The organism is Rubripirellula amarantea, from assembly GCF_007859865.1.
Lineage (GTDB): Bacteria > Planctomycetota > Planctomycetia > Pirellulales > Pirellulaceae > Rubripirellula > Rubripirellula amarantea.
This window is the reverse complement of the sequence record NZ_SJPI01000001.1, coordinates 2,240,244-2,265,252: the sequence shown is the minus strand read 5'-3', so window position 1 is coordinate 2,265,252 and position 25,009 is coordinate 2,240,244. Positions and strand designations below refer to the sequence as shown.

24 protein-coding genes are annotated in these 25,009 nt (G+C 53.1%); 15 read left to right on the top strand and 9 right to left on the bottom strand.

Annotated elements, in window-relative coordinates:
• The first annotated feature begins 11 nt into the window (after positions 1-11).
• From madL to Pla22_RS08240, 4 genes are read left to right on the top strand one after another with little or no spacing between them, the layout of a single operon-like run.
• Positions 12-416, top strand: coding sequence for a malonate transporter subunit MadL (gene madL, locus Pla22_RS08255; protein WP_146514190.1), 405 nt, complete (start codon positions 12-14; stop codon positions 414-416).
• Positions 413-1,186 carry a malonate transporter subunit MadM gene (madM, locus tag Pla22_RS08250; RefSeq protein ID WP_146514189.1) on the top strand — a complete coding sequence of 258 codons (774 nt, stop codon included), beginning with the start codon at positions 413-415 and terminating at the stop codon, positions 1,184-1,186. The genes madL and madM overlap by 4 nt, the downstream gene beginning before the upstream one ends.
• Before the next feature lie 12 nt (positions 1,187-1,198).
• Entirely contained in the window at positions 1,199-2,671 is a 1,473-nt protein-coding gene (locus Pla22_RS08245; protein ID WP_146514188.1) for an acyl-CoA synthetase, read from the top strand.
• A gap of 34 nt (positions 2,672-2,705) precedes the next feature.
• Positions 2,706-3,551, top strand: coding sequence for an alpha/beta hydrolase (locus Pla22_RS08240; protein WP_146514187.1), 846 nt, complete (start codon positions 2,706-2,708; stop codon positions 3,549-3,551).
• 24 nt (positions 3,552-3,575) lie between these two features.
• On the opposite strand, the gene Pla22_RS08235 is transcribed toward Pla22_RS08240, so the two are convergent.
• Positions 3,576-4,874, bottom strand: coding sequence for a S1C family serine protease (locus Pla22_RS08235; RefSeq protein ID WP_146514186.1), 1,299 nt, complete (start codon positions 4,872-4,874; stop codon positions 3,576-3,578).
• Between the two features lie 149 nt (positions 4,875-5,023).
• Between Pla22_RS08235 and Pla22_RS08230 the strand changes: the two genes are divergently transcribed.
• The 5 genes from Pla22_RS08230 (at position 5,024) to Pla22_RS08210 (ending at position 9,513) form a co-directional block, all read left to right on the top strand.
• Complete coding sequence (locus Pla22_RS08230; RefSeq protein ID WP_146514185.1) at positions 5,024-6,298, top strand: thymidine phosphorylase; 1,275 nt, start codon at positions 5,024-5,026, stop codon at positions 6,296-6,298.
• Between the two features lie 9 nt (positions 6,299-6,307).
• Positions 6,308-6,724 carry a cytidine deaminase gene (locus Pla22_RS08225; RefSeq protein ID WP_146514184.1) on the top strand — a complete coding sequence of 139 codons (417 nt, stop codon included), beginning with the start codon at positions 6,308-6,310 and terminating at the stop codon, positions 6,722-6,724.
• A 396-nt stretch (positions 6,725-7,120) separates the two neighbouring features.
• The gene (locus tag Pla22_RS08220; RefSeq protein WP_242631877.1) at positions 7,121-7,498 is read left to right on the top strand and encodes a hypothetical protein; all 378 of its coding nucleotides are present in this window, start codon (positions 7,121-7,123) and stop codon (positions 7,496-7,498) included.
• Positions 7,499-8,035: 537 nt separating this feature from the next.
• Positions 8,036-8,485 carry a hypothetical protein gene (locus Pla22_RS08215; RefSeq protein WP_146514183.1) on the top strand — a complete coding sequence of 150 codons (450 nt, stop codon included), beginning with the start codon at positions 8,036-8,038 and terminating at the stop codon, positions 8,483-8,485.
• 47 nt (positions 8,486-8,532) lie between these two features.
• Complete coding sequence (locus tag Pla22_RS08210; RefSeq protein ID WP_146514182.1) at positions 8,533-9,513, top strand: DUF1559 domain-containing protein; 981 nt, start codon at positions 8,533-8,535, stop codon at positions 9,511-9,513.
• A 92-nt stretch (positions 9,514-9,605) separates the two neighbouring features.
• Here the strand turns inward: Pla22_RS08210 and Pla22_RS08205 are convergent, their stop codons facing one another.
• The 4 genes from Pla22_RS08205 to Pla22_RS08190 are packed head-to-tail and all read right to left on the bottom strand — an operon-like array spanning position 9,606 to position 14,195.
• A complete protein-coding gene (locus Pla22_RS08205; RefSeq protein ID WP_146514181.1) occupies positions 9,606-10,925 on the bottom strand; it encodes a metal ABC transporter permease in 1,320 nt (439 codons plus the stop codon).
• Positions 10,922-12,433 (bottom strand): metal ABC transporter permease, encoded by a 1,512-nt coding sequence (locus tag Pla22_RS08200; protein WP_242632029.1) that lies wholly within the window; start codon positions 12,431-12,433, stop codon positions 10,922-10,924. Before Pla22_RS08200 ends, Pla22_RS08205 begins: the two co-directional genes overlap by 4 nt.
• Positions 12,433-13,257, bottom strand: a complete 825-nt coding sequence (locus tag Pla22_RS08195; protein WP_146514180.1) for a metal ABC transporter ATP-binding protein — start codon at positions 13,255-13,257, stop codon at positions 12,433-12,435. Before Pla22_RS08195 ends, Pla22_RS08200 begins: the two co-directional genes overlap by 1 nt.
• Complete coding sequence (locus Pla22_RS08190) at positions 13,254-14,195, bottom strand: metal ABC transporter solute-binding protein, Zn/Mn family (protein ID WP_242631876.1); 942 nt, start codon at positions 14,193-14,195, stop codon at positions 13,254-13,256. Before Pla22_RS08190 ends, Pla22_RS08195 begins: the two co-directional genes overlap by 4 nt.
• A gap of 411 nt (positions 14,196-14,606) precedes the next feature.
• Here Pla22_RS08190 and Pla22_RS08185 point away from each other — a divergent pair, with 411 nt between their 5' ends.
• Entirely contained in the window at positions 14,607-15,086 is a 480-nt protein-coding gene (locus Pla22_RS08185) for a 6-pyruvoyl trahydropterin synthase family protein (RefSeq protein WP_146514178.1), read from the top strand.
• A gap of 27 nt (positions 15,087-15,113) precedes the next feature.
• Here Pla22_RS08185 and Pla22_RS25835 read toward each other — a convergent pair whose 3' ends face one another.
• Complete coding sequence (locus Pla22_RS25835) at positions 15,114-15,242, bottom strand: hypothetical protein (RefSeq protein WP_261343133.1); 129 nt, start codon at positions 15,240-15,242, stop codon at positions 15,114-15,116.
• A gap of 256 nt (positions 15,243-15,498) precedes the next feature.
• Here Pla22_RS25835 and folE2 point away from each other — a divergent pair, with 256 nt between their 5' ends.
• Together folE2 and Pla22_RS08170 are read left to right on the top strand one after the other, a co-directional pair.
• Positions 15,499-16,335, top strand: coding sequence for a GTP cyclohydrolase FolE2 (gene folE2, locus Pla22_RS08175; RefSeq protein ID WP_146514176.1), 837 nt, complete (start codon positions 15,499-15,501; stop codon positions 16,333-16,335).
• A gap of 108 nt (positions 16,336-16,443) precedes the next feature.
• On the top strand, positions 16,444-17,007 hold the full coding sequence (locus Pla22_RS08170; RefSeq protein ID WP_242631875.1) for a DUF2585 family protein: 564 nt from the start codon (positions 16,444-16,446) through the stop codon (positions 17,005-17,007).
• 45 nt (positions 17,008-17,052) lie between these two features.
• On the opposite strand, the gene Pla22_RS08165 is transcribed toward Pla22_RS08170, so the two are convergent.
• The 3 genes from Pla22_RS08165 to Pla22_RS08155 all read right to left on the bottom strand — a co-directional run bounded on the left by Pla22_RS08165 (position 17,053) and on the right by Pla22_RS08155 (position 21,208).
• A complete protein-coding gene (locus tag Pla22_RS08165; protein ID WP_146515312.1) occupies positions 17,053-17,505 on the bottom strand; it encodes a GNAT family N-acetyltransferase in 453 nt (150 codons plus the stop codon).
• An 87-nt stretch (positions 17,506-17,592) separates the two neighbouring features.
• On the bottom strand, positions 17,593-19,083 hold the full coding sequence (gene aroE, locus Pla22_RS08160) for a shikimate dehydrogenase (protein WP_146514175.1): 1,491 nt from the start codon (positions 19,081-19,083) through the stop codon (positions 17,593-17,595).
• Between the two features lie 253 nt (positions 19,084-19,336).
• A complete protein-coding gene (locus Pla22_RS08155) occupies positions 19,337-21,208 on the bottom strand; it encodes a hypothetical protein (protein WP_165440564.1) in 1,872 nt (623 codons plus the stop codon).
• A 153-nt stretch (positions 21,209-21,361) separates the two neighbouring features.
• On the opposite strand from Pla22_RS08155, the gene Pla22_RS08150 reads away from it, so the two are divergent.
• From Pla22_RS08150 to Pla22_RS08140, 3 genes are read left to right on the top strand one after another with little or no spacing between them, the layout of a single operon-like run.
• Entirely contained in the window at positions 21,362-22,558 is a 1,197-nt protein-coding gene (locus Pla22_RS08150) for an outer membrane protein assembly factor BamB family protein (RefSeq protein ID WP_165440563.1), read from the top strand.
• Between the two features lie 54 nt (positions 22,559-22,612).
• Positions 22,613-23,929 carry a coproporphyrinogen-III oxidase family protein gene (locus Pla22_RS08145; RefSeq protein WP_146514172.1) on the top strand — a complete coding sequence of 439 codons (1,317 nt, stop codon included), beginning with the start codon at positions 22,613-22,615 and terminating at the stop codon, positions 23,927-23,929.
• 50 nt (positions 23,930-23,979) lie between these two features.
• On the top strand, positions 23,980-24,417 hold the full coding sequence (locus Pla22_RS08140) for a glycine cleavage system protein H (protein ID WP_146514171.1): 438 nt from the start codon (positions 23,980-23,982) through the stop codon (positions 24,415-24,417).
• The last annotated feature ends 592 nt before the right edge of the window (positions 24,418-25,009 follow it).

The following is a 25,009-nucleotide window of genomic DNA, read 5'->3' as shown; positions in this document are numbered from 1 at the left end:
AATCCAAGCCTATGGCCATCTATGGAACTGCTATTCTAGCGGGCTGCTTATTGACGGGATTGCTCATTGGACGACTCCTTGGAATGGCCATGGGAATCGAAGCCAATGTGGGCGGCGTTGGTATAGCGATGCTGCTTCTAATCCTGATTTCAGGGAAACTTCGGCAATCCGGAAAGTTGCCGCAAGCCACGGCAAGCGGAGTTTTGTTCTGGAGTTCCATCTACATCCCAGTCGTGATCGCAATGGCGGCAAGCCAAAACGTAAGAGCCGCTATCAGTGGCGGACCGCTTGCCATCGTAGCCGGCACCTTAGGAGTCATCTTCTCGTTTGCGATGGTTCCCACAATCAATCGTTTAGGCAAATCAAACGATGATGACGCTTGGCTGACCAAGCATCCCGACACGAGTGACCAATGACAGATTGGCTCAACGCGATAGACCCGATCCTCACGAAGTATTCGCTCGTCACTGCGTTTGCAGTGATTGGCTCACTGACATGGTTGTCCTACAAGTGCTCTCACCATTTGACGGCGGGACGGGTGCACGGTTCCGCCATTGCGATCTTTGCGGGCCTCGCACTGGCGTACTTGGGCGGTTGGTTGACGGGTGGCGAAAGGGGCCTCGCCGATATTCCCTGGTTGGCAGGAATCGGTTTGATGGGAGGGTCCATGCTGCGAGACTTCACCATCGTAGCGACAGCATTCGGTGTTCGACTCGACGAGTTCACCAAGACTGGCCTCAGTGGCGTCGTTTCGCTGCTGGTCGGTGTGCTTGGTTCGATTCTCGTCGGCGCCGCGGTTGCTTACGCTTACGGTTATCGCGACGCGGTCAGCCTTACTACAATAGGCGGAGGCACAGCAACCTACATTGTCGGCCCAGTGACTGGAACGGCGTTGGGAGCGTCAAGCGACGTGATCGCGATCAGTGTGGCTGCGGGATTGGTGAAATCCATTTTGGTGATGAGCCTGACGCCGGCGGTTGCCAAATGGATCGGCCTGGACAATCCTCGTTCAGCACTAATTTTCGGTGGCCTGATGGGCACGACGAGCGGAGTGGCGGGTGGATTGGCAGCAACCGACGAACGACTCGTTCCTTACGGAGCAATGACCGCTACGTTTTACACAGGACTGGGTTGCATGCTCGGTCCATCGGTGGTGTTTCTATTTATTCAGTGGTGCGTTTCTTAACGTGTACATGCCATGAGCCTTTCACTTATCCAACGCGCAGCCTATCACGCAAACTCGACGGCGTTCACGACCGACACGGTTATGTATCGCTATCAGGACTTGTTAGATCGTTCGCATCAAATCGCATCAGCGTTGCTTGGTGACACCAACGACCTTGCTGAAGACCACGTTGCCTACCTCGTCCCCGCCGGGTTTGACTACGCAGCAACTCAGTGGGGAATTTGGCGATCCGGTGCGGTTGCTGTACCACTGAGTGTGTCAGCGACGCTGCAGGAATGGAAATACGCGGTTGAAGATTCGCAGTCCAAGCTAATCGTTACCAACAACGAATACGCTGAACAACTTCGGCCACTCAACATCCCGCTGCTCAATATCAACCAGATGACCGAAGCCGCGGCTTCAAAGCTTCCCGAGGTCAATCCATCACGCGCAGCCATGATGCTGTACACCAGCGGAACGACAAGTAAACCAAAGGGCGTCTTGACCACTCACGATTGCATCGACGCTCAGATTCAATCGCTTGTTCAGGCTTGGCGATGGCAGTCCGACGACCGCATTCCGTTGTTCCTGCCACTGCACCACATTCATGGCATCATCAATATCATGTCCTGCGCATTGTTCAGCGGTGCTACGATTGAGCCATTCAACCGCTTTGACATCACCACCATTTTCGACCGTGTCGCGGGCAATGCCTACACCGTGTTCATGGCCGTTCCGACGATCTATGTAAAAATGATCGAGGCACTAGAGCAACTCAGCGATGCTCAACGGCAACCAGTGATTGATGGTTTTGCCGCGATGCGCCTAATGGTTTCCGGTTCCGCTGCGCTGCCCGCCAGCGTGCATGAACAGTGGACTCGTTTGACGGGCCAACGATTACTTGAGCGTTACGGTATGACCGAGATTGGCATGGCCCTTTCCAATCCCTACCTAGGTGAACGACGACCGGGATCGGTTGGCTTACCTTTGCCCGGCGTGGAAGTTCGCCTGGTCGATGAACAAGCCAACGTCGTTGATGTCGATGACGTGGCGGGAGAAATCCAAGTCCGAGGCAAGAACGTGTTTCGTGAATACTGGAAGCGGCCCGAAGCAACAGTAGATTCGTTCACGAAGGGTTGGTTCCGAACCGGCGACATTGCCGTTCGTGAGTCCGGCTACCTGCGCATCATGGGCCGCAGCAGTGTCGACATCATCAAAAGCGGCGGCTACAAGCTATCAGCCCTAGAAATCGAAGCCGCATTATTGGATCACCCTTGCATCAAAGAATGTGCCGTCGTGGGGATTCCTGATGACACCTGGGGTGAATCAGTTGCTGCCGCGGTAGTGACGGACACCGCCACCGCGATGGATCTGTCAACGCTTCGCTCGTGGTGCCAAGATCGAATTTCGCCTTACAAAATTCCGCGTCACCTTAAATGTGTTGATTCGCTTCCCCGCAATGCAATGGGCAAAGTTACCAAGCCTGTCGTTGCCGATCTCTTCTAGTTCCTCCCTTCCTAAACTGCGTCCAGTTCCCACCATGTCATTCTGTTTCAAACCCATTCTTTGCGTCTGCGTTCTTGTCGCTACTCTTCACAGCAACAGCCTACAGGTGTTGGCCGACGATGCGACCTACCAGACGGCTTCGGATATCGCCTATCGTGAAAATCCAGACCAAGACCAATACATCAACGAGCGATGTCGGCTTGACGTTTATTATCCCGTAGACCAGCAGGACGTTGCGACCGTAGTCTGGTTCCATGGCGGAGGACTGAAGTCGGGCGACCGCAGCATCCCGGATCCGTTAAAACAGAAAGGCATCGCCGTGGTGGCTGTTAACTATCGCTTGCATCCCAAGGTGGAGGCTCCGACTTACATTCAAGACGCAGCGGCGGCGGTAGCATGGACGTTCGAGAACATCGAATCGTACGGTGGGTCAACGGACAAGATCTTCGTCAGTGGTCATTCCGCGGGCGGATACCTCACCAGCATGATCGGACTCGACAAACGCTGGCTGTCACGTCATGGTATTGACGCAGACCAAATCGCAGGACTGATCCCCTTCAGCGGCCATACGATCACGCATTTTACGATTCGTGCCGAACGAGGAATCGCTGGCACGCAACCAATCGTCGATGATTTGGCACCGCTTTTTCATGTGCGAAAAGACTGTCCACCGACTCTGCTGATCACGGGTGACCGGGAAAAAGAAATGCTCGGTCGCTACGAAGAAAATGCCTACTTTTGGCGAATGATGAAGGAGGTGAAGCATCCCGACATCGAACTCTTCGAACTCGAAGGCTATAACCACGGCGGAATGGACGAACCGGCTTACCCGCTGCTGTTGAAGTTTGTCGAACGAATCACTAGCCGCACGAATCGCTAAAGGATGCAAGAAGCTAAACGCGATCTAGTCGTCCTTTGACTCTTCCATCGCTTTCTTTGCTTCTTCAACCTCATCAAGCATCGGTAGATCAGCCTCTGAATCTTCGTCAGACTCGCTGGACTGGGATGCCGATTCTGCTTCACCTTCAGTTGCTGAATCGTTACTGAGCGTGGGATCTTCGAGCGATGCGATTTCTATCTCCAACTCGATCTCTTCATTGCCGCGTAGCACCTTCACCGTTTGCAAGGATCCGATCGGTTTACGTTCAACAATTAATTGCAAGTTGGCTGGCTTGGTAACCCGCTCGCCAGCAAACTCGACAATTACGTCGAGCGGCTTGATGCCAGCGCGCTGAGCAGCCGAATTCCCGATGATTTGATAGGCGAGGATGCCTATGCCCGAAGGCAGCTTGAACTTGCGAGCGATCTTTGGCTTCAGTTCAGCCATGCGAATCCCAATCGCCGCTCGGCGGACCTTACCGTGCTGAGCCAATTCTTCTGCGATCCACTTGGCTTGGTTGATCGGAATGGCAAAACCAATTCCCTGATATCCACCATTTCGAGTAGCGATCGCAGTGTTGATCGCGACCACATTTCCATCAAGGTCAATCAAAGGGCCACCCGAATTGCCCGGATTAATTGCCGCATCCGTCTGGATCAAGCGACCGCGGTTGATCCTCGAGATCGCTCGGTTCTTCGCACTGATGATGCCCGCACTCACTGTCGCTTCAAGCCGAAAGGGGCTACCGATCGCTAACACCCAATCGCCGATTTCAATCGCGTCCGAGTCGCCAACATCGGCGCCAACCAAAGTTACATCTCGCATGCTTTCCTGACTCGGGTCCACCACAATGCGAAGCGTCGCAACATCGGAATCACGATCGCCGTAAACCTCGGTCGCTTCAAGTTCCGTTTCGTCGGGCAACTGAACGACCACGCGTTTTGCTCCGGCAATCACGTGGTTGTTGGTGATCACCATTCCATCGTCTGAAACGATCACACCACTTCCCAGTCCCGTCAGTCGCTTTTCGTCGTAGACCTCGGCATCTGAATCGTCGCCCTCTTTGCCGCGAGACGAGGTTTGCGGCAAGCCTTTGGGCTCTTGTCCGTAAGTCAAAATGGTGACCACCGAGGGCGAGGCTTTCCTGGCGGCCATACGAAAGGCCTTGGACAAAGCCCGGGGACCAGCCTTCACTTCAGCCGGAACTTCCTCAACCACCGATTCGAGATCATCGGCGAGGCTGAAACCGTTCAAACCTATGGATGAAAGAACGCCGATGAAGACAAAACAGGAAAGAGCGGTTTTCCACGGAGCAAGATTCATGAGGAGACGATCAGAAAAACGGGGGTGAGGAAAATAGACGCAACCTTCGGCTGGACTGCCTGATGCAATATAACGTGGAGATCAATCCTTGTACCGCAGGCATTTTTGTTCGATCTGCATAGCACTTTCCCAATTTTTGGCACTCCGCAATGCTCGCCTCAACGTTAATTGTTAAGAAACGTGAAGGCGGTGAACTATCCGACAGCGAAATCCGGTTTCTGATCGATGGGTTTTGCGAAGGCAACGTCGCCGACTATCAAATGTCAGCGCTGGCGATGGCAATTTGCCTTCGCGGCATGACCGAACGTGAAATCACCACGCTCACCATGGCGATGCTCGAAAGTGGCGAACGACTGCCTCGCACCGACCGTGGCAAACCTCGCGTCGACAAACACAGCACTGGCGGATTAGGCGACAAAGTCTCGCTGATCTTGGCACCCCTGCTAGCGGTTTGCGACGTCGACGTGCCGATGGTCAGTGGTCGTGGCCTGGGGCTTACCGGGGGAACCCTCGACAAACTAGAAGCAATCGAGGGTTTCCGCACCGACTTCTCGAGCGAAGAAGCGACCCAATTGCTGGACCAAGTGGGTGCTTTTATCATCAGTGCGAGCGACAAAATTGCTCCCGCCGATCGCAGGCTTTATGCGCTACGCGACGTGACGGGCACGGTCGAATCGATCGCGTTGATCACCGCCAGCATTCTGAGCAAGAAGTTGTCGGCAAGTTTGGATGCGTTAGTCATGGACGTCAAATGCGGAAGCGGCGCCTTCATGCCGACGTTAGAGCAAGCTGAGAAACTTTCTCGGTCGATCGTTTCCGTTGGCGTGGCCGCCGGGATGCCGACCCAAGCAATGATTACCGATATGGACCAACCCTTGGGCGAAACGATTGGCAATGCTATCGAAGTCAACGAGTCGCTTGAGGTTCTTCAAGGCAAACCAGGAGTTGTGCGCGATCTAACGGTCGCCCTTTGCGCCAATTTGCTTGTCCAAGTTGGCACAGAAGCCACGTCTGAGTCAGCGAATGCAAGGCTCGAACGCGCGCTTGATGACGGTTCCGCGATGGAAAGATTCGAAGCCCTGGTTCATGCTCAATCCGGAAAGCTGGCGGGCCCACTGCCTCTTGCAAAACCTCATGTCATTAACGCCAAACGGGCCGGGTTCGTCGAACGCGTGGATTGTCCCGCCATCGGTGAAGCTGTGGTCGCGATGGGTGGCGGCCGACGCATGAAGGGCGATCAGCTTAATCATCAGGTGGGAATCCGCACCCACTGCCGGGTTGGGGCGAAGGTCGAACAGGGCGATCCGTTGTTGACTGTATATTGCGATTCGGCAGCAGACTATGCTGAGTTACTTGCCGAGGCGGTGGTTGTTGTGGACCAACCTGTGAGTGAGCGTCCTTTAATTGTGAAACGTTTCCAATAGATCTGTTTGATGAGCGAAATTAAATCTACTGACATCGATCGACTCGTTCGACGTGCGACCCAAGCCCGCGATCACGCCTATGCCCCTCACAGCCATTTCTATGTGGGATCTGCGGTGCTGGTCGAGGACGGACAGATCGTCGACGGATGCAACGTCGAGAACGCGAGCTACTCACTTTGCATGTGTGCCGAACGCACCGCTGCCGCTGCGGCGGTAGCCTCAGGCCATCGTAATATTCGCGCGGTGGCTGTCGCCAGCATTGGCGGTGTTTCTCCTTGCGGCGCATGCCGGCAATTTCTTGCCGAGTTCAACTACGAGATGGTAGTGATCTGCGTCAACGTGATCGATGGAAGCCGGAGGACGTTTAAGCTCTCCTCACTTCTCCCCGAAGCTTTCGATGCCACCCATCTACCGGCCCAGTCGTAGACCGATCGGCAATCGTAGACATTAATCCGACTCAGTCCGGGAACTCATCACGTTCTGAAGGCTCACGCTGTTCCCAGCAGTGTCATCCAAGCTGGTCTCACAATGACCATATCATGGAGTCACTTTGAACACACTCAATGATTGAATTGCCTAGTAGCGAAAGTTTACTTGTCCGGCTCAAAAATCATTTTTTCCCGTGTTTCACGACATATTTGTTCCCCGACACACGAAATGGGCCAGGCTGACCGGTACTTTGGTCCGGCGCGTGCATAGTTAGGTATCGGCAGCCCACGCTAACGGCTGCTCTGTCCTGGCTAAGTTCAGCCCCGGACGGCCCTAACACGACTCGGGTGAGTCGTTGGCGACGGGAAGAGAAGCGTCTTTACGGAGTAAAAAATGATTTCACGATTCAAACTTAGATGGCTTGCCGTTCCCGTTTTGGCTATCGCAATGCTTATGGTTTCAAACGACACCAAAGCAGAAGCTGGCGGTTTCTCACTGCAAATCGGCGGTTTCGGCGTTAGCAATTACGGCTATGGGAGTAGCTACCGCAGCTATCGTCCGAGCTACGGCTACAACTCTTACGGCAGGCACTACGGGGTCCCTGTTTACAATTCGTACTATGGTGGGGGATACCATCCACGTGGGACGCACCTGGATTACCACGCTCCTACGTTGGTTCCTCATGGTAACCACTTCGATTACGTCCCTGGTCACTACGACGTTCACTACGGCGGACACCATGGTCACCGCGGTCATCGTGGTCACCGCTAGTGCACCAATTGCTCGATAACAGCGTAGCTGTACGTCGGGCGTATCCTTGCTGGACAGGCCATCGGCCTAGTTGTTAAGTCAATAAAGCAGATCTAACGCGATCGTTCCCACGGTCGCGTTTTTTTGTGCCCTGACCTAACTCGGTAATGGAAACGTGAATGCGGGAATCGACCTGAGCCAACCTTTAGAATCAATTTGACTCCGCCAACAATAACCACCTGAGGGACCTGTAAAAACGAAGAGAACTCCATTTTGCCTTTGCCTCAGGCGGGACAAGAACGAGTGCTGCTTCGGCCGCGTTGCCGAACATTGGGCTCAAAAACACGGTGGTCCCTGGGACGTTTCACGCGTTTAGATTAGGTGAACCTTCGTCAATTGCGTTCATTTTGCCTTGCACAAAGATGTCAGGTGCGAGAATAATGCTCTTGTCGCGCTTGGTGCCGGTTTGGTAACGCCGAACTTCCTAGGTGGACACTTCGTACTCCTAATGGCGTAAAAGTCCTTGGTGGACTGACAACTACCGCTTAGAGTGAATTTGTGAATCTCTGGATTTCCCGCATCGCCCTCGTCGCCTACCTGATCGGTGGTTGGCTGCTGCCTGCAGTTCACCGTCACGGTCACGTGCACGATGGAGGTCATTGTGGAACCGAAGTCGCAACCGTCGGTTTCGATTCAACAGAGGACTCTGGTGCAACAGACCACACCTGCTCTTGCACGCATCATGTCTGCGATTCAGACGATGACAGTGCATCGAGTGCTGCTGATGCCGATGCAACGCGATTGGGATTCACTCATGGTCACCATGTTACTTGTGACGGGCTTTGTGCGATCTGTATTGCACGAACGTTGGTATCGAGTCCGGTAGTAAACCAAGTCAATGCAACGGCTTTGTTCGTTGCTCACCGGACGTCGCTACCTCCACCGGTCGCATTGGTCGATCATTCGGTAAGCCAACATTCACCTCGAGGTCCACCACAAAACGTTTGATCACAATTCGTTCTTAGATCAATCGTTTTCCTTAGGTCGGACCACCCATGTTTTCAATTTACTCTGCGCGGTCAGCGCGCACGCGCGTTCGCGCTTTCACTCTGGTCGAACTTCTGGTGGTTATCGCAATCATCGGAATTCTCGTTGGCCTTTTGTTACCAGCCGTTCAAGCTGCTCGCGAAGCCGCCCGACGAATGTCTTGCCAGAACAACCTGCACAACGTTGGCATTGCTCTGCACAACTACCACTATTCATTCAAGCAACTACCGAGCGGTTGGATTGCGAACGATGAAGATCATCACGAGCCGGGCTGGGGCTGGGCTTCCGCGATTTTGCCTCAAATGGAACAGTCCGCAGCGTACGAGCAGATCAACTTTTCGCTTCCGATCGACGACGACTACCACGAAGCTGCTCGGCTGAATGAGATTGAAGCGTTCATTTGCCCCAGTGACCTGCTTTCAGCCACGTTTGCTATCGCAGAGGGTGAAGAGCACGACCATGATCACGATGATGACCATGACGACGACGATCATGATGACGACGACGATGACCACGATCACCACGAACATGGTGAACCTGGCGAAAATGTAGACGAAGGCGACAGCCTTTTCTTTGTTGCAAAGAGCAACTACGTGGGCGTTTACGGCACCTACGACATCCACGACGACCTGTATAAGGGGGATGGATTATTTTACGGCAATAGCCGACACCGGTTCCGCGATATCCTTGACGGTCTAAGCAACACGTTGATGGTTGGCGAACGCAACAGCAAGTTGGGTGGTTCGATTTGGCATGGAGTGATTCATGACGCGAACGAACCTGCGGCCCGCGTGATTGGCGCCGCCGATCACACACCGAATTCTCAGTCGGGTCACTTCGAAGATTTCAGCAGCCACCACGTGGGCGGAGCGCAGTTCATTTTGTCCGACGGTTCGGTCCACATGATCACGGACTCGATTGACCTGCGTGTTTTTCATGCATTGACCACTCGCGCGAACAAAGAGTTCGTGTCGGCTGAGGATTACTAATCAACGGTCATCATCGACAGTCAACATCGACAGTCAACATCGATGGACAATCAACGTCTAGTCACGTCGAGGTGACTTGGCAGCCACCATTCCTACGGCGAGTCCTTTTCATGGGGAATCGGACTGCCGTGTGGGTCTTCGGTGGGTGCTTCGGTGTGATCATCGAGACGATCACGTAGTGTTCGATCGGTGAAGTGCTCAAACTGCTCAGCTTGCGGATGGATACGGTCCGCCTCAGCACTCGTTTCGACGACCAAGTATTGCTCCCAAAGGCGGTGGGAACGCACGAGCTCTCGACCACGGTCGTGACCTTTGGGTGTTAGGTGAAGCGATCCATCAGCGCTGATCTCACCCTTGCGACGCAGCATTCTTAAAGCCGTGTTGAGTGACCAAGGACTCGTTAACAATTGATCCGCAAGATCGTCCAAGGTGATCACTTGATTGGGTTTTTCTTCGACGCGATAAAGCAGTGCAACAATGTCGTCGCAAAGGATCTGCCACGACAATCGTTGTCGACGAACCCATTTCACTAAGACACCGTGACTTGGGCCCAACAACGCAGCGAGCACAAAAAGTCCGCCGCTAACCACAGCCATCATGCCGGCCGTGGTTGTGCTGCCGAACCCAAAAAATCGCGGCACCGTAATCGCCGCCAAGTGACCTCCAACCGACGAAGCGATGGCCAGCACCACGCTTAGACCGACCATCGTTGCAAGACGATCGGTCAGCATGTAAGCCGCAGCCGCTGGCACGACAAACATCGCTACCACCAAGATACTGCCCACGCTTTCGAAACTCGCAACCGCCGTGATCGACACTAGTACCATTAATGCATAATGCATCCAGCGAGCCGAGAACCCCATCGTGGTTGCCAATGCTGGATCGAATGAGCTGATCTTAAGCTCCTTAAAGAACAGCACCACAAAGGTCAAATTGAGAAGCGTGACCACCGCTAGGATCAAGGCAGCGCGAGGGACGAAGAAACCCAAAATGGGAACCAGGTCCAACGGTGTCATCTCTAATGCCCCGTAGAGCACGCAATTGGGATCCAAATCGACATCGTCGGCCACTTGGACCAACATTACCAACCCCAACGCAAACAGGGATGTGAAGACGACTCCCATGGAGGCCCCTTCGTCAACCTTACCAACGTTGCGAATCCATTCGGTAAACACTGCCGTCAATACTCCGACGACGACCGCACCAATGAACATCGGCAAGCTGCTTCGACTGCTGCTGATAAAGAACGCCGCTGCAATACCCGGCAAAACTGCGTGGGTAACCGCGTCGCCGAGCATGCTCATTCGACGCAGCACAAGAAAATTGCCCAACAGTGCAGAGGCGACGGCACATAGAGCACCAACCACTATGATCCAGCCGTCAAGCGATGAATCCCAAGCGAACTCTGTCATGCTCGCTCACTCCCGGTCGTCGTATGTGCGGCTTCACTCGAGGACATCTCGTGGGGACAATCCGGAACCGGAATCCTCATCTGTTCCTCTTCGAGCAAGTCTTCCAATTTATCGACAATCTCGGGCGCAAGAACGTGTTCGATGTCATCTGCATCACGGTCCACAAGCCCGGGCGCCACTTCCGCGTAGGCGATCAAGTAGAGTTCCCACAAACGGTGCTGGCGAGTCAGTCTCGCACCTTCGATGTAACCTGCCCGCGTTAACAAGATTTCCGCCTGAACACTCTTGGAGGTAGGGAAACGCATTCGCACCAATTCATCGTCTTCGGCGCGACGTATGATCTTGTGAAGCCTCTGGCGCGACCAACTTCTTAGATCCAACAGACTGTCGAAGGCCACCGGTGTTTTGGCGGCAATGGAATCATTCCGCTCTGATGGTGCGAGCCGTTCATACATCGCACGCAGCAGGTGCTGTCGTTCGATCCGACGATTGAGACGTCGACGGCGAATGGTCCGAATCAAAACGCCTCGTGATGTTCCAAACATCATGCTAAGAAAAAAGAAGACGGCGCAAACGAGCACGATCATCGCCCCCGAAGGCAGGTTCGGAAAAACGGCACTGATGATGGCCCCCGAAACACAGCCCACCATTCCCAATACTGCCGAATACGCTGTCATCCGCCACAGGGAATCCGTCCAAAACCTCGCGGCGGCTGCCGGAATCACCATCAATGCAATCACCAGGATCAATCCGACCGCTTGCAGCCCCACGATGGTCACCAACACCACCATGGACATCAGCAGCACGTCGAGCAACACGACCGGGTAGCCGCGTGATCCAGCAAACCCCTCATCGAAACACAACAGCTTCAGCTCTTTGAAGTTGAGTAAGCAAACGGATATCGCAATCAGCGATGCAACGGAAATCAAAGCAACGTCCGATGATCGCATCGACGCGGTTTTGCCATAGATAAAACCTTCTAGCCCCGCCGCGTGCCCGACTTCCATCTGCTGAATCAAACTTAGGATCGCGACGCCAGCACCGAAGAAAACGCTAAGCACAATTCCTAGGGCTGCATCTTCCTTTAGGCGGGTGCGATTGCGAATCCAAAGAATGGTTGCCACACCCAACAGACCACTGATGGTTGCTCCGGCAAGTAAATAGCCGATCGACTTGCCGTCACGCCCAAACCAAGTTGCGATCATGAATGCCAATCCAATGCCAGGCAAACTGGCGTGGGAAAGCGCATCACCCATCAAGGCACGCTTGCGAAGCAGTGTGAAGCTGCCGACTAATCCAGCGCTGGCCCCCAACACAGCAACGCCCAAGACTACGATGCGGGTGTTGTAATCCTGCAACGAAATAACTCGCCACCACTGGGACAATGTCGGCCATGCAGAGGTTTGGTCGAATGCGGACTCACCGACGACGCCCAAGTCCTGCGCTGAGCCTTTGCTCACCGCAACCAGCACGGCCAATCCAGCCAGCATCGCCCATCGCGATCCCATCACAAGGACTGCTCCCGACGACGCATCGCTTCGGTGACTTCGTCGAGCAAGGTCAAACGACCACCGTACGTCTTGTTCAAATTCTCTGGCGTGAATGTCGTTTCCACCGGACCATGAGCCACGATTCGCATGTTGAGCAACACCACGTAATCAAAGTACTCAGGAACCGTTTGCAGGTCATGATGAATCACAACAGCCGTCTTGCCACGAGCTTTCAAATCGCGAAGGATTTCCACAATCGCTCGCTCTGTTGACGCATCGACTGCCGCGAACGGTTCGTCCATTAAGTACAAGTCCGCGTCCTGAACCAACGCCCTCGCTAAAAAGGTACGCTGTTGCTGGCCGCCCGAAAGCTGGCTAATTTGTCGATTGGCGAGGTCCGCGATTCCCACGCGATCAAGTGCGACGAGTGCTTTCTCTCGGTGCTTTCGGCGAACCGGCAAACACCATCCAATTTCGTCGTACAGCCCCATCGTTACGACATCCAGCGCGCTGACGGGAAACTGCCAATCAACACTCTCACGCTGGGGCACATAGCCGACGCGATGGCGGTTATGCCGGTACGTATCGCCGAATACCCGCACGCGTCCTGAGGCACGCGGAATCAAATCCATCACGGCCTTTAGCAGAGTGCTCTTGCCAGCTCCATTGGGCCCGACAACGCCAATCAGTTGCCCCGCGGGCAAATCGAACCCGATATCCCAGATCACCGGTTTTCGATGATAGGCAACGGTAAGGTCATAAACCGATAGCGGACAATTTGAATCGCCACTTGCCAAAGGATGAGAGTCGGCTATCGCGCCAGCGGCAAAAGGTCGTGTCATTTTGTTGAATCAACCGTTTCGAACTTGGTTTCCAAAGCCTCGTCATGATTCTTCGCACCGTGACTACTCGCCTGCAATTTTCCGTGCAGGCCATGCTGAGGAGCTTTGCCGCCTAGAGCGAGGGTAACAATCGTGATGTTGTGGTCGAGCATGCCCATGTAGGTTCCCTCGTAGGTCCCCGCCGGTCCCATAGCATCGCTGTAGAGTTCACCGCCGATGACGACCGGGTGATTCTTCGACTGGGCACCTTCAATGAGTGCATCAATGTTCTTGGGTGATACGCTGCTCTCAATGAACACCGCGCGGACATCATTTTCAACCAACGTATCGACCAACTGATTGATACGCTGAATGCCAGCTTCGGATTCGGTAGAAATGCCTTGAACCCCCATGACTTTGAGGTGATACGCTCGCCCAAAGTAATTAAAGGCATCATGGGATGTCACGAGAATCCGTTGATCTTGGGGAATCGTCGCGATTGACTTGATTCCATACTCGTGCAGTTCAGCGAGTGCAGCTTGGTACTTTGTCGCATTGAGTGCGTAATCTTTCGAATGGGCCGGGTCAAACTCGCTAAGCGCTTGCTGTACCGCTCCCACACACTGACTCCACGCCGAAACATCATTCCATACGTGCGGATCCAAATGTCCGGACATTTCTTCGGGTTCAAGCAAGACTGCAGGATCGATTGCCTCAGTCACTGCGATCACCGGCTTGGACCTCGCTAACTTGACAAACGTGTCGCTCATTTTGCCTTCAAGCATCAAACCGCTATAGAAAACAATGTCTGCTCGCATGATCAACTGCACATCGTCTCGCGAAGGTTTGTGCAGATGGGGGTCCACGCCAGACCCGATCATCTGAATCACATTGGCGTGTGGACCAGCAACGACCTTGACGATATCCGCCACCATTCCCGTGGTTGCGACCACATTCATGGGATGAGCTCCCGAAAACGTGGCCGTTGACGGCGGGGAACTTGTCGATGATCCAGTGCCAGGGCTACATCCTGGACTTGCCAATCCAACAGCGAAAATGAGCCCATGGGCCAACAGAGAAAGTGAGGAACAGAAAAATCGTTGCATGGAGAGTCCTAAAGAGGTGAGCATCTCCAATTGTAGCGTTTTGTGCGGTCAATGAGTCGACGTTCGTTCGCACCCGCTATCGTCGATTTGCGGCCCGCGAATTCCCCGCAGCAGCTTAAAACCCTAGCTTTTGTGGTTCATTTTCGGATACCTCGCCTCTTGTCTATACTTACGGTGACCGCCATCAGAGTCGTGAATCGCTTCACACTCGGGGTAGCAGTCTGAAAAGTCCGATGAAGCGATTACATAGGTAAAATACAGCCGATGAGTTTAACGATTATGAGGCGCATCAAGTTTTGCGCCGGACACCGACTGTTTGGGCACGGTGGCAAGTGCGAGCACTTCCATGGCCATAACTATGTTGCCGATTTCTTTGTCCAGGGAGACAGCCAAGATGACGTCGGTCGAGTGCTTGATTTCTCGGATCTAAAGAAGCGTGTCAAAGGCTGGATTGACGAACACTGGGATCACAGCTTTTTGATTCGCGACACGGACGAGAATGCAAAGCAAGCATTGTCGATGGTTGTCCCAAGTCGATTCTTTGTGATGCCGTATAACCCGACCGCCGAAAACATGGCTAAGTACCTGCTGGAAGAGATGTGTCCGGAAGCACTTCAAGGCACTGGGGCAAGGGCCGTTCGTGTTCGTGTCTGGGAAACAGACGAATCGTTTGCCGAGGCAGCGATCCAAAACCAACATGACAGCGATGACTCGTACGTGACATCGGAGACGATCTCGCTGTAGTGCCCACGCAGTTCTGGTTGGCCAAACCTACGCGATGCTTTGCTGACCCATGCTTTGCTGACCCATGCTTTGCTGATCCATGCTTTGCTGACCCATGCTTTGCTGACCCATGCTTTGCTGATCGATGCTTTGCTGATCGATGCTTTGCATATCCATGGGCAAGCCATCCTCTGGTGTGACCGTCCTGCTGTATCGCCATTCCCAATCGTCGAATCTTTAGCCTCTCTTGCGGTCCGATGTAATTCAGAACCTTCACCTACGCCACTTTGCACATGCATGCTCACTCGATGCATACTCACTCGTTGCAGATCTCGATAACCCTTCATCGAACTGGGCATCACTTTAAGCGACGCTCGCGAAGCACAACGGCTTCTGCAACTTAACACTGATCTCACATACCGATATTTAAAATATGATTCAGCTTACTGACGGCGAAACCAGCCAACCACTTCCCGATATTCAATCCACCGGCGATAAGCGAAACGTCGCTATCAATAAGGTAGGCGTCACCAACGTTCGCTACCCCATATCGTTTCGCACTCCAGGCGAAGGCCATGGCAACACCTTCATTCACACCGTTGCCACGATCAATATGTTCGTGTCACTTCCTCACGAAGAGAAAGGCACTCACATGTCTCGCTTCGTTGAAGTGCTCAATGATTATCACGAGGGCATCACGTCCGACACCATTCGTGAAATCTGCGTCACCATGCAAGACAAGCTGAAGGCGAAGGATGCGTTCTTGGAGTTGTCGTTCCCCTACTTCATCGACAAAAAAGCTCCCGTTACCGGGCAAAGTGGCAAGCTAGATTTTGATGTCACGTTTGAAATCGCGAGCGGTACGACCGACGATTTCATCATGACGTTGAAGATTCCGGCGACAAGCCTTTGCCCCTGCTCGAAAGAGATTTCGGAATATGGTGCCCACAACCAACGATGCGAGATGACGGTGAAGGTCCGCGTTGCGGAAGGTCACCATCTATGGATCGAAGAATTGTTTGGCATGATTGAAAAGTGCGCATCGACTCAGGTGTTCTCGGTGCTCAAACGTCCCGATGAGAAATGGGTTACCGAACGAGCCTACGAAAATCCCAAATTTGTCGAAGACATTGTCCGGGACATGGCCGTTACCCTGAATGCCGACGACCGAATCGAGTGGTACCAGTGCTTCTCGGAAAACTTTGAATCGATTCACAATCACAACGCCTACGCTTTTATTGAATGCGACAAGCGACCTGAATCGGCTTAGACAAAGTTGTCGTCGTTGATCAATCGAGCACAGCCCCAGCAGAGTGATTCACGCTGCTGGGGTTTTCTATGCCCTGCGACGATCTCGGCAAAACGCTAAGCTTGGGGCATGAGCCGAAAAACATCCATGATTTGCTTTGCGATCGTCGCCGCCATGGTGGCGGTCCTTGCCGCGATGGGACGTCAACTTTGGTGCCAATGCGGTCAAGCAACCCCATGGGCTTGGGACATTTGGTCCGAACACGCATCGCAGCACCTCATCGACCCCTACTTCTTCACTCACGTGCTACACGGAGTGATTTTCTACTGGGTGCTTAAGTGGATGCCGTGGCCTCAATGGCTGCGAAATCACGAATCATCGCGTTGGGCGGTCGCAACCGCGATTGAAGCGTCCTGGGAAATCCTCGAAAACTCGCCACTGATTATCAATCGGTATCGCGAGGCCACCATGGCACTGGGATACACGGGGGATTCGATTGCCAATTCAATAGCCGATGTTATCGCCTGTTTGACCGGATACTTCATCGCTTCAAAGGCAGGTTGGAAGTGGTCCATCCTATTTGCCATTGCATTGGAAGTCGGACTCTTGATCACGATTCGTGATAGCCTGCTGTTGAACATCATCATGCTGGGTTATCCGATCGATGCCATCCGTGAGTGGCAAACTCCCTAGCAAACGCGGGCCTGCAACTAAAATTCTCGATGCTGCGCGTGCCGGTTATTCCTTCGGGCGGGGCCTCAGTTGGCAAAACAACGCCTTCTTTTGATCGGGCAACGAAAAGTCGAAACCACAAGTTTTCAGGAACTGCTCGTTGGAACTAATGGCCAGCACTTCCATGACGCCGACATCGCGTGCTCGGTCCACGCAGTGAGTAACAAGCGCTTTACCGACGCCCGAACCTTGGAATTCGTGATGTACCGCAAGGCATTGCAATTCAGCCAACTTGGGGCTGTAGATTTCCACTGCCGAAAAACCCACCAACTGAACTTCTTGATCGCCTTCGGTTCGCATGGCTACAAAACCGTGCCGCGTCAATTCAATCACCTCGGCTTCCGTGCGCGCAAGCAACAGGTGCTGCATAACATAGGGCCGCATCAGAGCATGAATTGCTTCTGCATCGGCGGGTTCTGCTTGGCGAATGATCAAGTTGCTCGGTAGTGTTGATGGCATCAGTAAGTCTTCGATATAAACCGTAGGGCGTGTGGCCACTTAAAATGAACGGGATTCGCAATGCATGCAGCGAAGCGGATTTTCCAATTAGTTCAACTGCACCGGGTTGGTTGCATCCTTAATCGTCTTCCGCATCAGTTGAACATTGGCGTCTTTGCCAGTGAACAGTTTGTACTGATAGGCCGCCTGACGCACAAACATATCAATGCCCGTGATGATTCGGCACTGAGCCCGCTTAGCGTACTTAATCAATAGTGTGTTCTCGGGGTTATAGACCGTATCAAAGACAGCGACGAATTGATTGAGCGACGTTTCGTTGTACGGCGAAACATCCACATCGGGATGCATACCGATCGGCGTTCCGTTAACGAGCAAGTTAATTCGTTCGTCATGACGATCCTCCCATTTGATCACTCGACATCCTAGTTCCGAAGCCAAGATTTCGGCTCTTTCAAACGTTCTCGATGCAATCACCACATCGCAGTGGCGTTGTTTCAGTCCCCAAGCTATCGCTCGCGACACCCCTCCGGCTCCAAGAATGAGAGCCGTCATGCCTTGCATCGGACGTTCCTTGGTCCGATCGATGTTAAATAATTCCTCGACGCAGTCCATTGCGGCGCGGTAGTCGGTGTTGTACCCAAGAACGCTATCGCCTTGAAACACAAGTGTATTCACGGCACCGATTCCCGAAGCGCTAGATTCGGCCTGAGTACACTGGTCCAAGGCCTCTTCCTTATGCGGGATCGTAACACTTAAGCCTTCCACGCCGAGTTCTTTGCAGTGCTTGATAAAGTTAGGAAGGTCACTTTTGGGTACTCGAAACGGCAAGTACCTTGCATTGATTCCGGAATCTTCGAACGCTCGATTGTGAATCAACGGGCTGTAACTATGAGCTACCGGATCTGCGACGACACCGAACAGCACCGTGTTGTCGTCAATGGTGGAATACCGATACAGCGTTTGCATTTCTTTCCACTCAAGCAAACCAGGCGCCATTTTCTTGTCTTTGCTGAACGTGGCGTAGGTAAAGGGAGACCCCAACCTTTCCCCAAGAATCCGAGTGATCATTCCCATTTCACCCATGCAAATTCCAATGGTTGGAATCTTGGCGTTTTTGACCAAGTCCATCATTCGCAGGTTATCTTGGAACGAATTTGCCATGGTGGCGATTTTGACGATGTCGGCGTCTTCCTCAGCCATGGCAGCGTGTAGCTCTTCAAGATCCTCAGGCGTTTCATCAAAGTCATGAAAACTGATGATGCGTTTGGTATTCCCATAGCGTGGGATCTGGGATGCCACGTCCGCCTCGATGTCGACGTAATCCACACCGGCCGCAATTGCACTGCGAAGCAGCGTCAACCGCTCAGCTTCGCTTTTAAGCCAACGTCCACCATCTTCGCGACGGCGAACGGTTACCACGATCGGACAAAATCGATTCTCAAGCAATCGTTTAAGACTAACGGCGCGACTGATGTAGTCCAACCGAAGCTCAACAAGTTGAGCCCCTTGCTCAGCGAGAAACTGATGATCGGCGATCATTCGCTTGTGGCGAGCACGTCCAAGAGTGACACAAATCATAAATAGCAAATAGCAGAACGAAGCGTAGCAGAAATAAGGAAACGGCCGCCGAGGGCGGGCCACTGGATTTGGCAAAGGACGACGAAGACGAAGTCCTTGCTGAGCGTATGTTAGACGCCCGCGAGGGAACTTCGAGGGGGGCCAAAAAACTCAGCCTTCAGACACGCCCGAGGAGACCTTGTTCGCAACGAATTATCCGGTTTTGCAGGGGCGAACGCGAATTTCCGCCCCAGCACGGGCAGGGACTCGGCCGCTAGGCTGCAAATCCTAGTTTGCGGGAGGTGGAATACGCAGTGCTAGCCCCCAAGAAAATCCACAGCAAATCTAGTGGTCCGCACACGGCAGCAAAACTGCCCAGAAAGCTTCCATCGCCACCTATCTCCTCCATGGCCCTCTGCATCTCGGCCTGTTGTTGTTCCAACGTCATGTTTTCCCCATACCAGTCGGGATGCCGTAATCGGGCTTCGGCAATGACTTGTTCACGCCCCGTAGCATCGAGATCGACAAGCTTTGCAGAAATCAACTTCTGCACGTCGTTGTCACGCGAGTCAATTTCATCGTAGTCAACTTCGTCGTAGTATTCCGAGTACTCATCATCGAACGTGGCCGCGATTGCAGCTTCGGCATGGCGAGCAAGTGGACCTTGGAATTCACCGTTCTCGTACATGGTTTCCATCATTGCGTGAGACGCATCGGGAAACGGGTTCCATAGGGGATGATTCTTAAGCGCGGTTCGAACCGCTTCATCCGTTGCTGATGCATCAAGAGAAACAAGACGCTGCGCAGCTACGTCACGCAACTGATTGCGACGTTCTCGCATCACCTTGGGTGCGACCGATTCGTAGTAGTCCGTGTCTTGAACCTCGTCCAGTCCAGCCAGTTCGTTCCTCGCGTGCGCGAGCAGGTCATCCGGTAGGGCCCCCGGTTCATTCGCCAACTGATCCACCATCGCAAGGTAATGATTGTTGTCTTCAATCCACTCTGGATGCCGAGCCTTCGCTTTCGACACTAGCTTTTCTATGTCTTGCGGTGTGAGTGCATCCAGTTCTTGCCCGAGATCTTCGGCGAATGATTGCTGAATCTCGTATTGATCTTCGCTGACGTCCACTTCCTCGTAGAGCACCTCATGCTGACCTGAGTAAAAAGCCTTCACGTATCGTTGGGCATAGTCCTTCTCGTAACCGTCTAGTTCGCCATTAGCGAGCTTTTCATCGGCCAACGCGTGAAGCTGCTTGACTCGTTCAGGCGAGTAGTTCGCGAACTCTTGCATAACATCCATTCCCAATGACGCCAGCATCAAGAACATCGCCATCACAACCTTCGCCATCACAACCTTCGCCATTAAGATGCTAACGACTGCAAGCCCGGCCGCCGAACCGCAATAGAGTTTCGATGGATTGCGGGCAATGAATCCAGCGACTGCGCCTATAGCTCCGCCAAGCCCCCAAGCTAGCACTCCTAATTCGCGTCCGGTCACCGCCGCCACCACCAACCAAACCACCATGAAGATTGACGCGACAATTACCGCCGTGATGAATCCACCAATCGACAATCCAAGAGGAACACTGGAAGCGCCATCTTGGGTCGATTTGCGAATGTCCCCGCTTCGCGTACCGGGTGATGCACTTGATGGCGTGGTTGCTTGCGGATTCGCCGAAAACGTCGTGGGACCGGTTGCTTGCGTCACGAACGGGTTCGCGGGTGCATAGTTTGCACTCGCAGCCTGACTCGTATGATTCGGCTGGTCGGGGAAATCAAATGGATTTGACTGCGGATTCGATTGCGATTTGGCAATTGAAGAACTGGACCTCGGGTCCAATCCGGTCGCTGGCATTCCTAGCGACAACCGAACTTCAGCTTCCAAAGGTCCATTGCCAGGGGTTGTACGGGCGACCGGCTTGCCGCTGTTAGCGACGGACGATGTTGCCCTTGCGGATGAAACCGCCTGATCGGAATTGGCCGCTGGAGCGGACCTAGCCGTGACCGACGTAAGCTGCGTCGCCCCAGGCAACTTCAAATGCGTTTGACATCCCGGGCACTTGACTGTCTTCCCTGCATGATGCGATGCGACCGCCAAGACTTTGGAACACTTCGGACACCGGAACTGAATCTTATCACTAGTCACGACAATGGCCCTAGTTGGGGTCGAAAGTTCAAAAAAGTGTGGGTTCCAGTTTAAGAGTGCGAAACAGTCGAATGCAAGAAATCCTTATACCTGAGTCCCCCAAAAGAAAATTATTCTGGGTATGTGATGCCTATACTACGATGTCGCTCCTTCATGATCCTTGCTAAATACGGCAAGGAAGCAACCTCACACATATTCCCTGATATGAACGTCCGATCACGCTACGCCTCAATCTTCGCTTTACTATTTTCGCTTGTGATTGGCGTTCCTGGACTTTCCGAGGAAGTCCCTGCCACAGATCAGCCCGCAACTACATCGTTACCCAAAGAGCTTTCACTTCTTTGGGAATACGAAGCTGACGAAGCGATCGAATCCTCGCCTACTATCGCCGACGATAAAGTTTTCATCGCCGATGCCCTGGGCAAAATTTACGCAGTCACACTTTCCGATGGAACGGAAATCTGGAAACGTAACTTCGACACAGGTTTCGTTTCTTCGCCTGCGATTAAGAACCAATCGCTGGTGATCGGAGATGTCGAAGGAAATTTGTATGCGTTGGACATTAGTGATGGGTCAACCAAGTGGCAAGCGAGTACCGAAGGCGAAATCAATGGCACCGCTGCCTTCTTTGGCGACCTCGTGTTGGTAACAAGCCAGGATGGAAAACTGTACGGTTACAACCTTGCCGATGGCTCAAACAAATGGACTTACGAAACGGAAGACCAGATCCGTTGCAGTCCAGCTATCGCGGGAGACCGTACATTCTTAGGTGGCTGCGACGGCCGGCTTCACATGGTTGACCTCAACACGGGCAAAGCGATCGGAGAACCGTTTCCACTTGGCGGCCCAACCGGCAGTACTCCCACGGTCTTTGGCAACAGAGCCTATCTTCCGATCATGGATGGTGCCGTGTTCGCGTTCGATTGGCAGAAACCAGAACAACTTTGGCGTTACGAAGACGACGAACGTGTTCAAGAATATCGCAATAGCGCCGCGGCAAACGAACGCGTGGTCATTGTCAGTAGTGCACGTAAACAAGTGGACGCCATTTCGATCGAGACCGGCGAACGCCTTTGGCGACACACGCTGCGACGACGTGCCGATGCAACGCCGTTGATAGTCGGCGATGATGTCTTTATCGCCGGAACTGATGGACGATTGTTGCGATTATCGCTTGCCGATGGCCAGGAAAGGTCTTGGAGTTACGAGGTTCGCGGATCTTTTTTAGCCAGTCCAACGGTGTGGGGTGCAAAACTACTGATTGCCGACGACAATGGGGTACTCCGGTGCTTCGGCCCTAAGTCCGAATCTGCGATAGAATCCGCCACAAATAACACATCTGCAAACTAGAGCTGTTCCTTAACCTTGCCTCGCCCGACCGTTTCCCTACCTCACTTGCCAGCCATGTCATCGACCACACCGCTCAAAAAGACCGAAGTCGGCAGCTATTTCATTTCCAACTATCCACCATATAGCCAATGGAATGTGGACGCTTTGCCAGCCGTAAAATCGGCATTGGAGAGTGCCCCCCAAGAAGAAACGCCTCTCGGTCTGTATCTGCACATTCCCTTTTGTCGTAAACGCTGCAAGTTTTGCTACTTCAAAGTCTTCACGGATGTGAACGCGGCCGAAGTCCAGCGGTACGTCGATGCGTTGTGCAACGAAATCTCTCTGGTCAGCGAACTGGCAGTGATGAAGGACCGTCCGTTTCGATTTGTGTATTTTGGTGGCGGCACTCCTAGCTTTCTGTCGCCCAAGCAGCTCACCAAACTTGCCGATCGTTTGCGACAACACATCACTTGGGACGGTGCCGAGGAAGTCACGTTCGAATGTGAGCCAGGAACGCTGAGCGAAACAAAAGTCAAAACGCTGCGGGAAGTCCTTGGCGTAACGAGGCTAAGTCTGGGGATTGAAAATTTCTCGGACGAACTTCTCGAAGAAAACGGTCGCGCTCACTTGTCCAAGCAGGTCTACAACGCTTGGGAATGGATTCAAGCTGCCGAATTTCCCAATGTCAACATTGACCTGATCGCCGGCATGGTGGGTGAGACTTGGGACAATTGGAAACGCAACGTCGTCAAGACACTCGAATTGTCGCCAGAGAGCGTGACGATCTATCAAATGGAATTGCCTTTCAACACCGTCTACAGCAAGGACATCTTGGGCAACAAAGTCGAAAGCCCAGTTGCAGATTGGCAAACCAAACGCGACTGGGTGAAATACGCTTTCGATGAATTCCAGGCTGCTGGGTACAGCGTTAGCAGTGCCTACACGGTCGTCAAAGATCCATCGAAAGTGAACTTCAGTTACCGCGACAATCTTTGGCAAGGTGCTGACTTGCTTGCTACCGGTATCGCTAGCTTTGGCCACGCCAGCGGAGTTCATTACCAAAACTTAGCGGACTTGGAAAAATACCTCAGCACGGTAGAGAGCGGCAAACTGCCCCTCGGACGTGGATTCGTTCCAAGTGAACATCAAAAGCTTGTACGCGAAATGATCTTGTTGCTTAAACGCGGCTACCTTGATGCCAAGTACTTCCGCGACAAGTTCCAAGTCGAGATTGTCGATCAATGGAAAAGCGTGTGGGATTCCTATGTGAAAGAGGGATTGGCGACCGTCCAGGACGATACCATCCGGCTGACCGATGAAGGATTGCTGCGAGTCGATTCACTGTTGCCAGCGTTCTTTGAACCTGAGCATCAAGGGGTTCGCTACACGTGAGAAGTGATGCTTCGGAATCGAGCAACGAAGGATCCCCGCTCGAGTTTGCCATGGGCGAGCATCTTGCCTCGTTCCCAACGGACCTTCTCTACGCCACCAATCATATGTGGGCCAAAGCGATCGGCGATGGCGTCCTGCGTTTTGGACTCACCGCGTACGCTGTGCGACTTCTTCAAGATGTCTATTTCCTTGATTGGACGGTCGAAGTCGGCATGGACCTGAAGTCGCGAGCGTCTCTGGGTTCGATCGAAAGCAAGAAGGCGGAAAGTGATTTGTACGCACCGCTGGCAGGCAAACTCGTTGGCATCAATGAAGCGGCGTTAGATGACCCTTCAATTATCAATGCTGAAACGTACAGCGACGGTTGGCTCTTTGATATCCAGACCGATTCATGCGACTCACTACTAAGTCCTTCTGCGTATCTCGAGCACCTTGATTCGGCCTGGGATGTCGCCCAAAGAACCATCAAAGGCCAAGCCAACGAGTAGTCATCGCTTCACGTCTCATCGCTATCCGCCCGTGATCGCTTGTCTATTAAAGATGCGGACTAGGCAATGCGTCAGAGATCCTAGCTAAGTCAGCAGCGAACGAGTTTGAAGACTCCTGGCATCTTTTAAAAAAAGGCTTGCCCCCCCCTCCGGACAGCATACCATTTAGCCATGCGGCACGGCGTACGTGTCGACAATGCCGTTTCAATTGTATCAACGGTCTTTGCTATGAAAATTTTTCGATGGGTTTCGACGTTTGGCGTGTTGGCTTGCCTTGGAATGGCTGTGCTAACGTCGTCCAATTACACGCTACTTGATTGGGGATATGACACAAGTCTGATGAGCAGACTTGGTGGGTATGGAGCGGAAGAACGTTGCTACGACGACGACCTTTCAGTATGCACGGTAACCTATCAAGGCGCCGGGCCGGGAATTCCCTGTAATGGCAACTCTACAATTGATAAGTGCACCTCCCAAATGCAACAGAAACGCTGCTACCCGTTTCTTTATGATTATTGCTATCCGCCCGCAGTGAATGGAGACAAGTGCCCAGGTATGAAACTAACGTGCTCGCCTAATCCTGGCGGAGGTC

Excerpts from the sequence above, each read along its gene's own strand:
- madL (WP_146514190.1), top strand. The coding sequence starts at position 12 with ATGGCCATCTATGGAACTGCTATTCTAGCGGGCTGCTTATTGACGGGA.
- madM (WP_146514189.1), top strand. The coding sequence starts at position 413 with ATGACAGATTGGCTCAACGCGATAGACCCGATCCTCACGAAGTATTCG.
- Pla22_RS08245 (WP_146514188.1), top strand. The coding sequence starts at position 1,199 with ATGAGCCTTTCACTTATCCAACGCGCAGCCTATCACGCAAACTCGACG.
- Pla22_RS08240 (WP_146514187.1), top strand. The coding sequence starts at position 2,706 with ATGTCATTCTGTTTCAAACCCATTCTTTGCGTCTGCGTTCTTGTCGCT.
- Pla22_RS08235 (WP_146514186.1), bottom strand. The coding sequence starts at position 4,874 with ATGAATCTTGCTCCGTGGAAAACCGCTCTTTCCTGTTTTGTCTTCATC.
- Pla22_RS08230 (WP_146514185.1), top strand. The coding sequence starts at position 5,024 with ATGCTCGCCTCAACGTTAATTGTTAAGAAACGTGAAGGCGGTGAACTA.
- Pla22_RS08225 (WP_146514184.1), top strand. The coding sequence starts at position 6,308 with ATGAGCGAAATTAAATCTACTGACATCGATCGACTCGTTCGACGTGCG.
- Pla22_RS08220 (WP_242631877.1), top strand. The coding sequence starts at position 7,121 with ATGATTTCACGATTCAAACTTAGATGGCTTGCCGTTCCCGTTTTGGCT.
- Pla22_RS08210 (WP_146514182.1), top strand. The coding sequence starts at position 8,533 with ATGTTTTCAATTTACTCTGCGCGGTCAGCGCGCACGCGCGTTCGCGCT.
- Pla22_RS08205 (WP_146514181.1), bottom strand. The coding sequence starts at position 10,925 with ATGACAGAGTTCGCTTGGGATTCATCGCTTGACGGCTGGATCATAGTG.
- Pla22_RS08200 (WP_242632029.1), bottom strand. The coding sequence starts at position 12,433 with ATGGGATCGCGATGGGCGATGCTGGCTGGATTGGCCGTGCTGGTTGCG.
- Pla22_RS08195 (WP_146514180.1), bottom strand. The coding sequence starts at position 13,257 with ATGACACGACCTTTTGCCGCTGGCGCGATAGCCGACTCTCATCCTTTG.
- Pla22_RS08190 (WP_242631876.1), bottom strand. The coding sequence starts at position 14,195 with ATGAATGTGGTCGCAACCACGGGAATGGTGGCGGATATCGTCAAGGTC.
- Pla22_RS08185 (WP_146514178.1), top strand. The coding sequence starts at position 14,607 with ATGAGTTTAACGATTATGAGGCGCATCAAGTTTTGCGCCGGACACCGA.
- Pla22_RS25835 (WP_261343133.1), bottom strand. The coding sequence starts at position 15,242 with ATGGATATGCAAAGCATCGATCAGCAAAGCATCGATCAGCAAAGCATG.
- folE2 (WP_146514176.1), top strand. The coding sequence starts at position 15,499 with ATGATTCAGCTTACTGACGGCGAAACCAGCCAACCACTTCCCGATATT.
- Pla22_RS08170 (WP_242631875.1), top strand. The coding sequence starts at position 16,444 with ATGAGCCGAAAAACATCCATGATTTGCTTTGCGATCGTCGCCGCCATG.
- Pla22_RS08165 (WP_146515312.1), bottom strand. The coding sequence starts at position 17,505 with ATGCCATCAACACTACCGAGCAACTTGATCATTCGCCAAGCAGAACCC.
- aroE (WP_146514175.1), bottom strand. The coding sequence starts at position 19,083 with ATGATTTGTGTCACTCTTGGACGTGCTCGCCACAAGCGAATGATCGCC.
- Pla22_RS08150 (WP_165440563.1), top strand. The coding sequence starts at position 21,362 with ATGATCCTTGCTAAATACGGCAAGGAAGCAACCTCACACATATTCCCT.
- Pla22_RS08145 (WP_146514172.1), top strand. The coding sequence starts at position 22,613 with ATGTCATCGACCACACCGCTCAAAAAGACCGAAGTCGGCAGCTATTTC.
- Pla22_RS08140 (WP_146514171.1), top strand. The coding sequence starts at position 23,980 with ATGGGCGAGCATCTTGCCTCGTTCCCAACGGACCTTCTCTACGCCACC.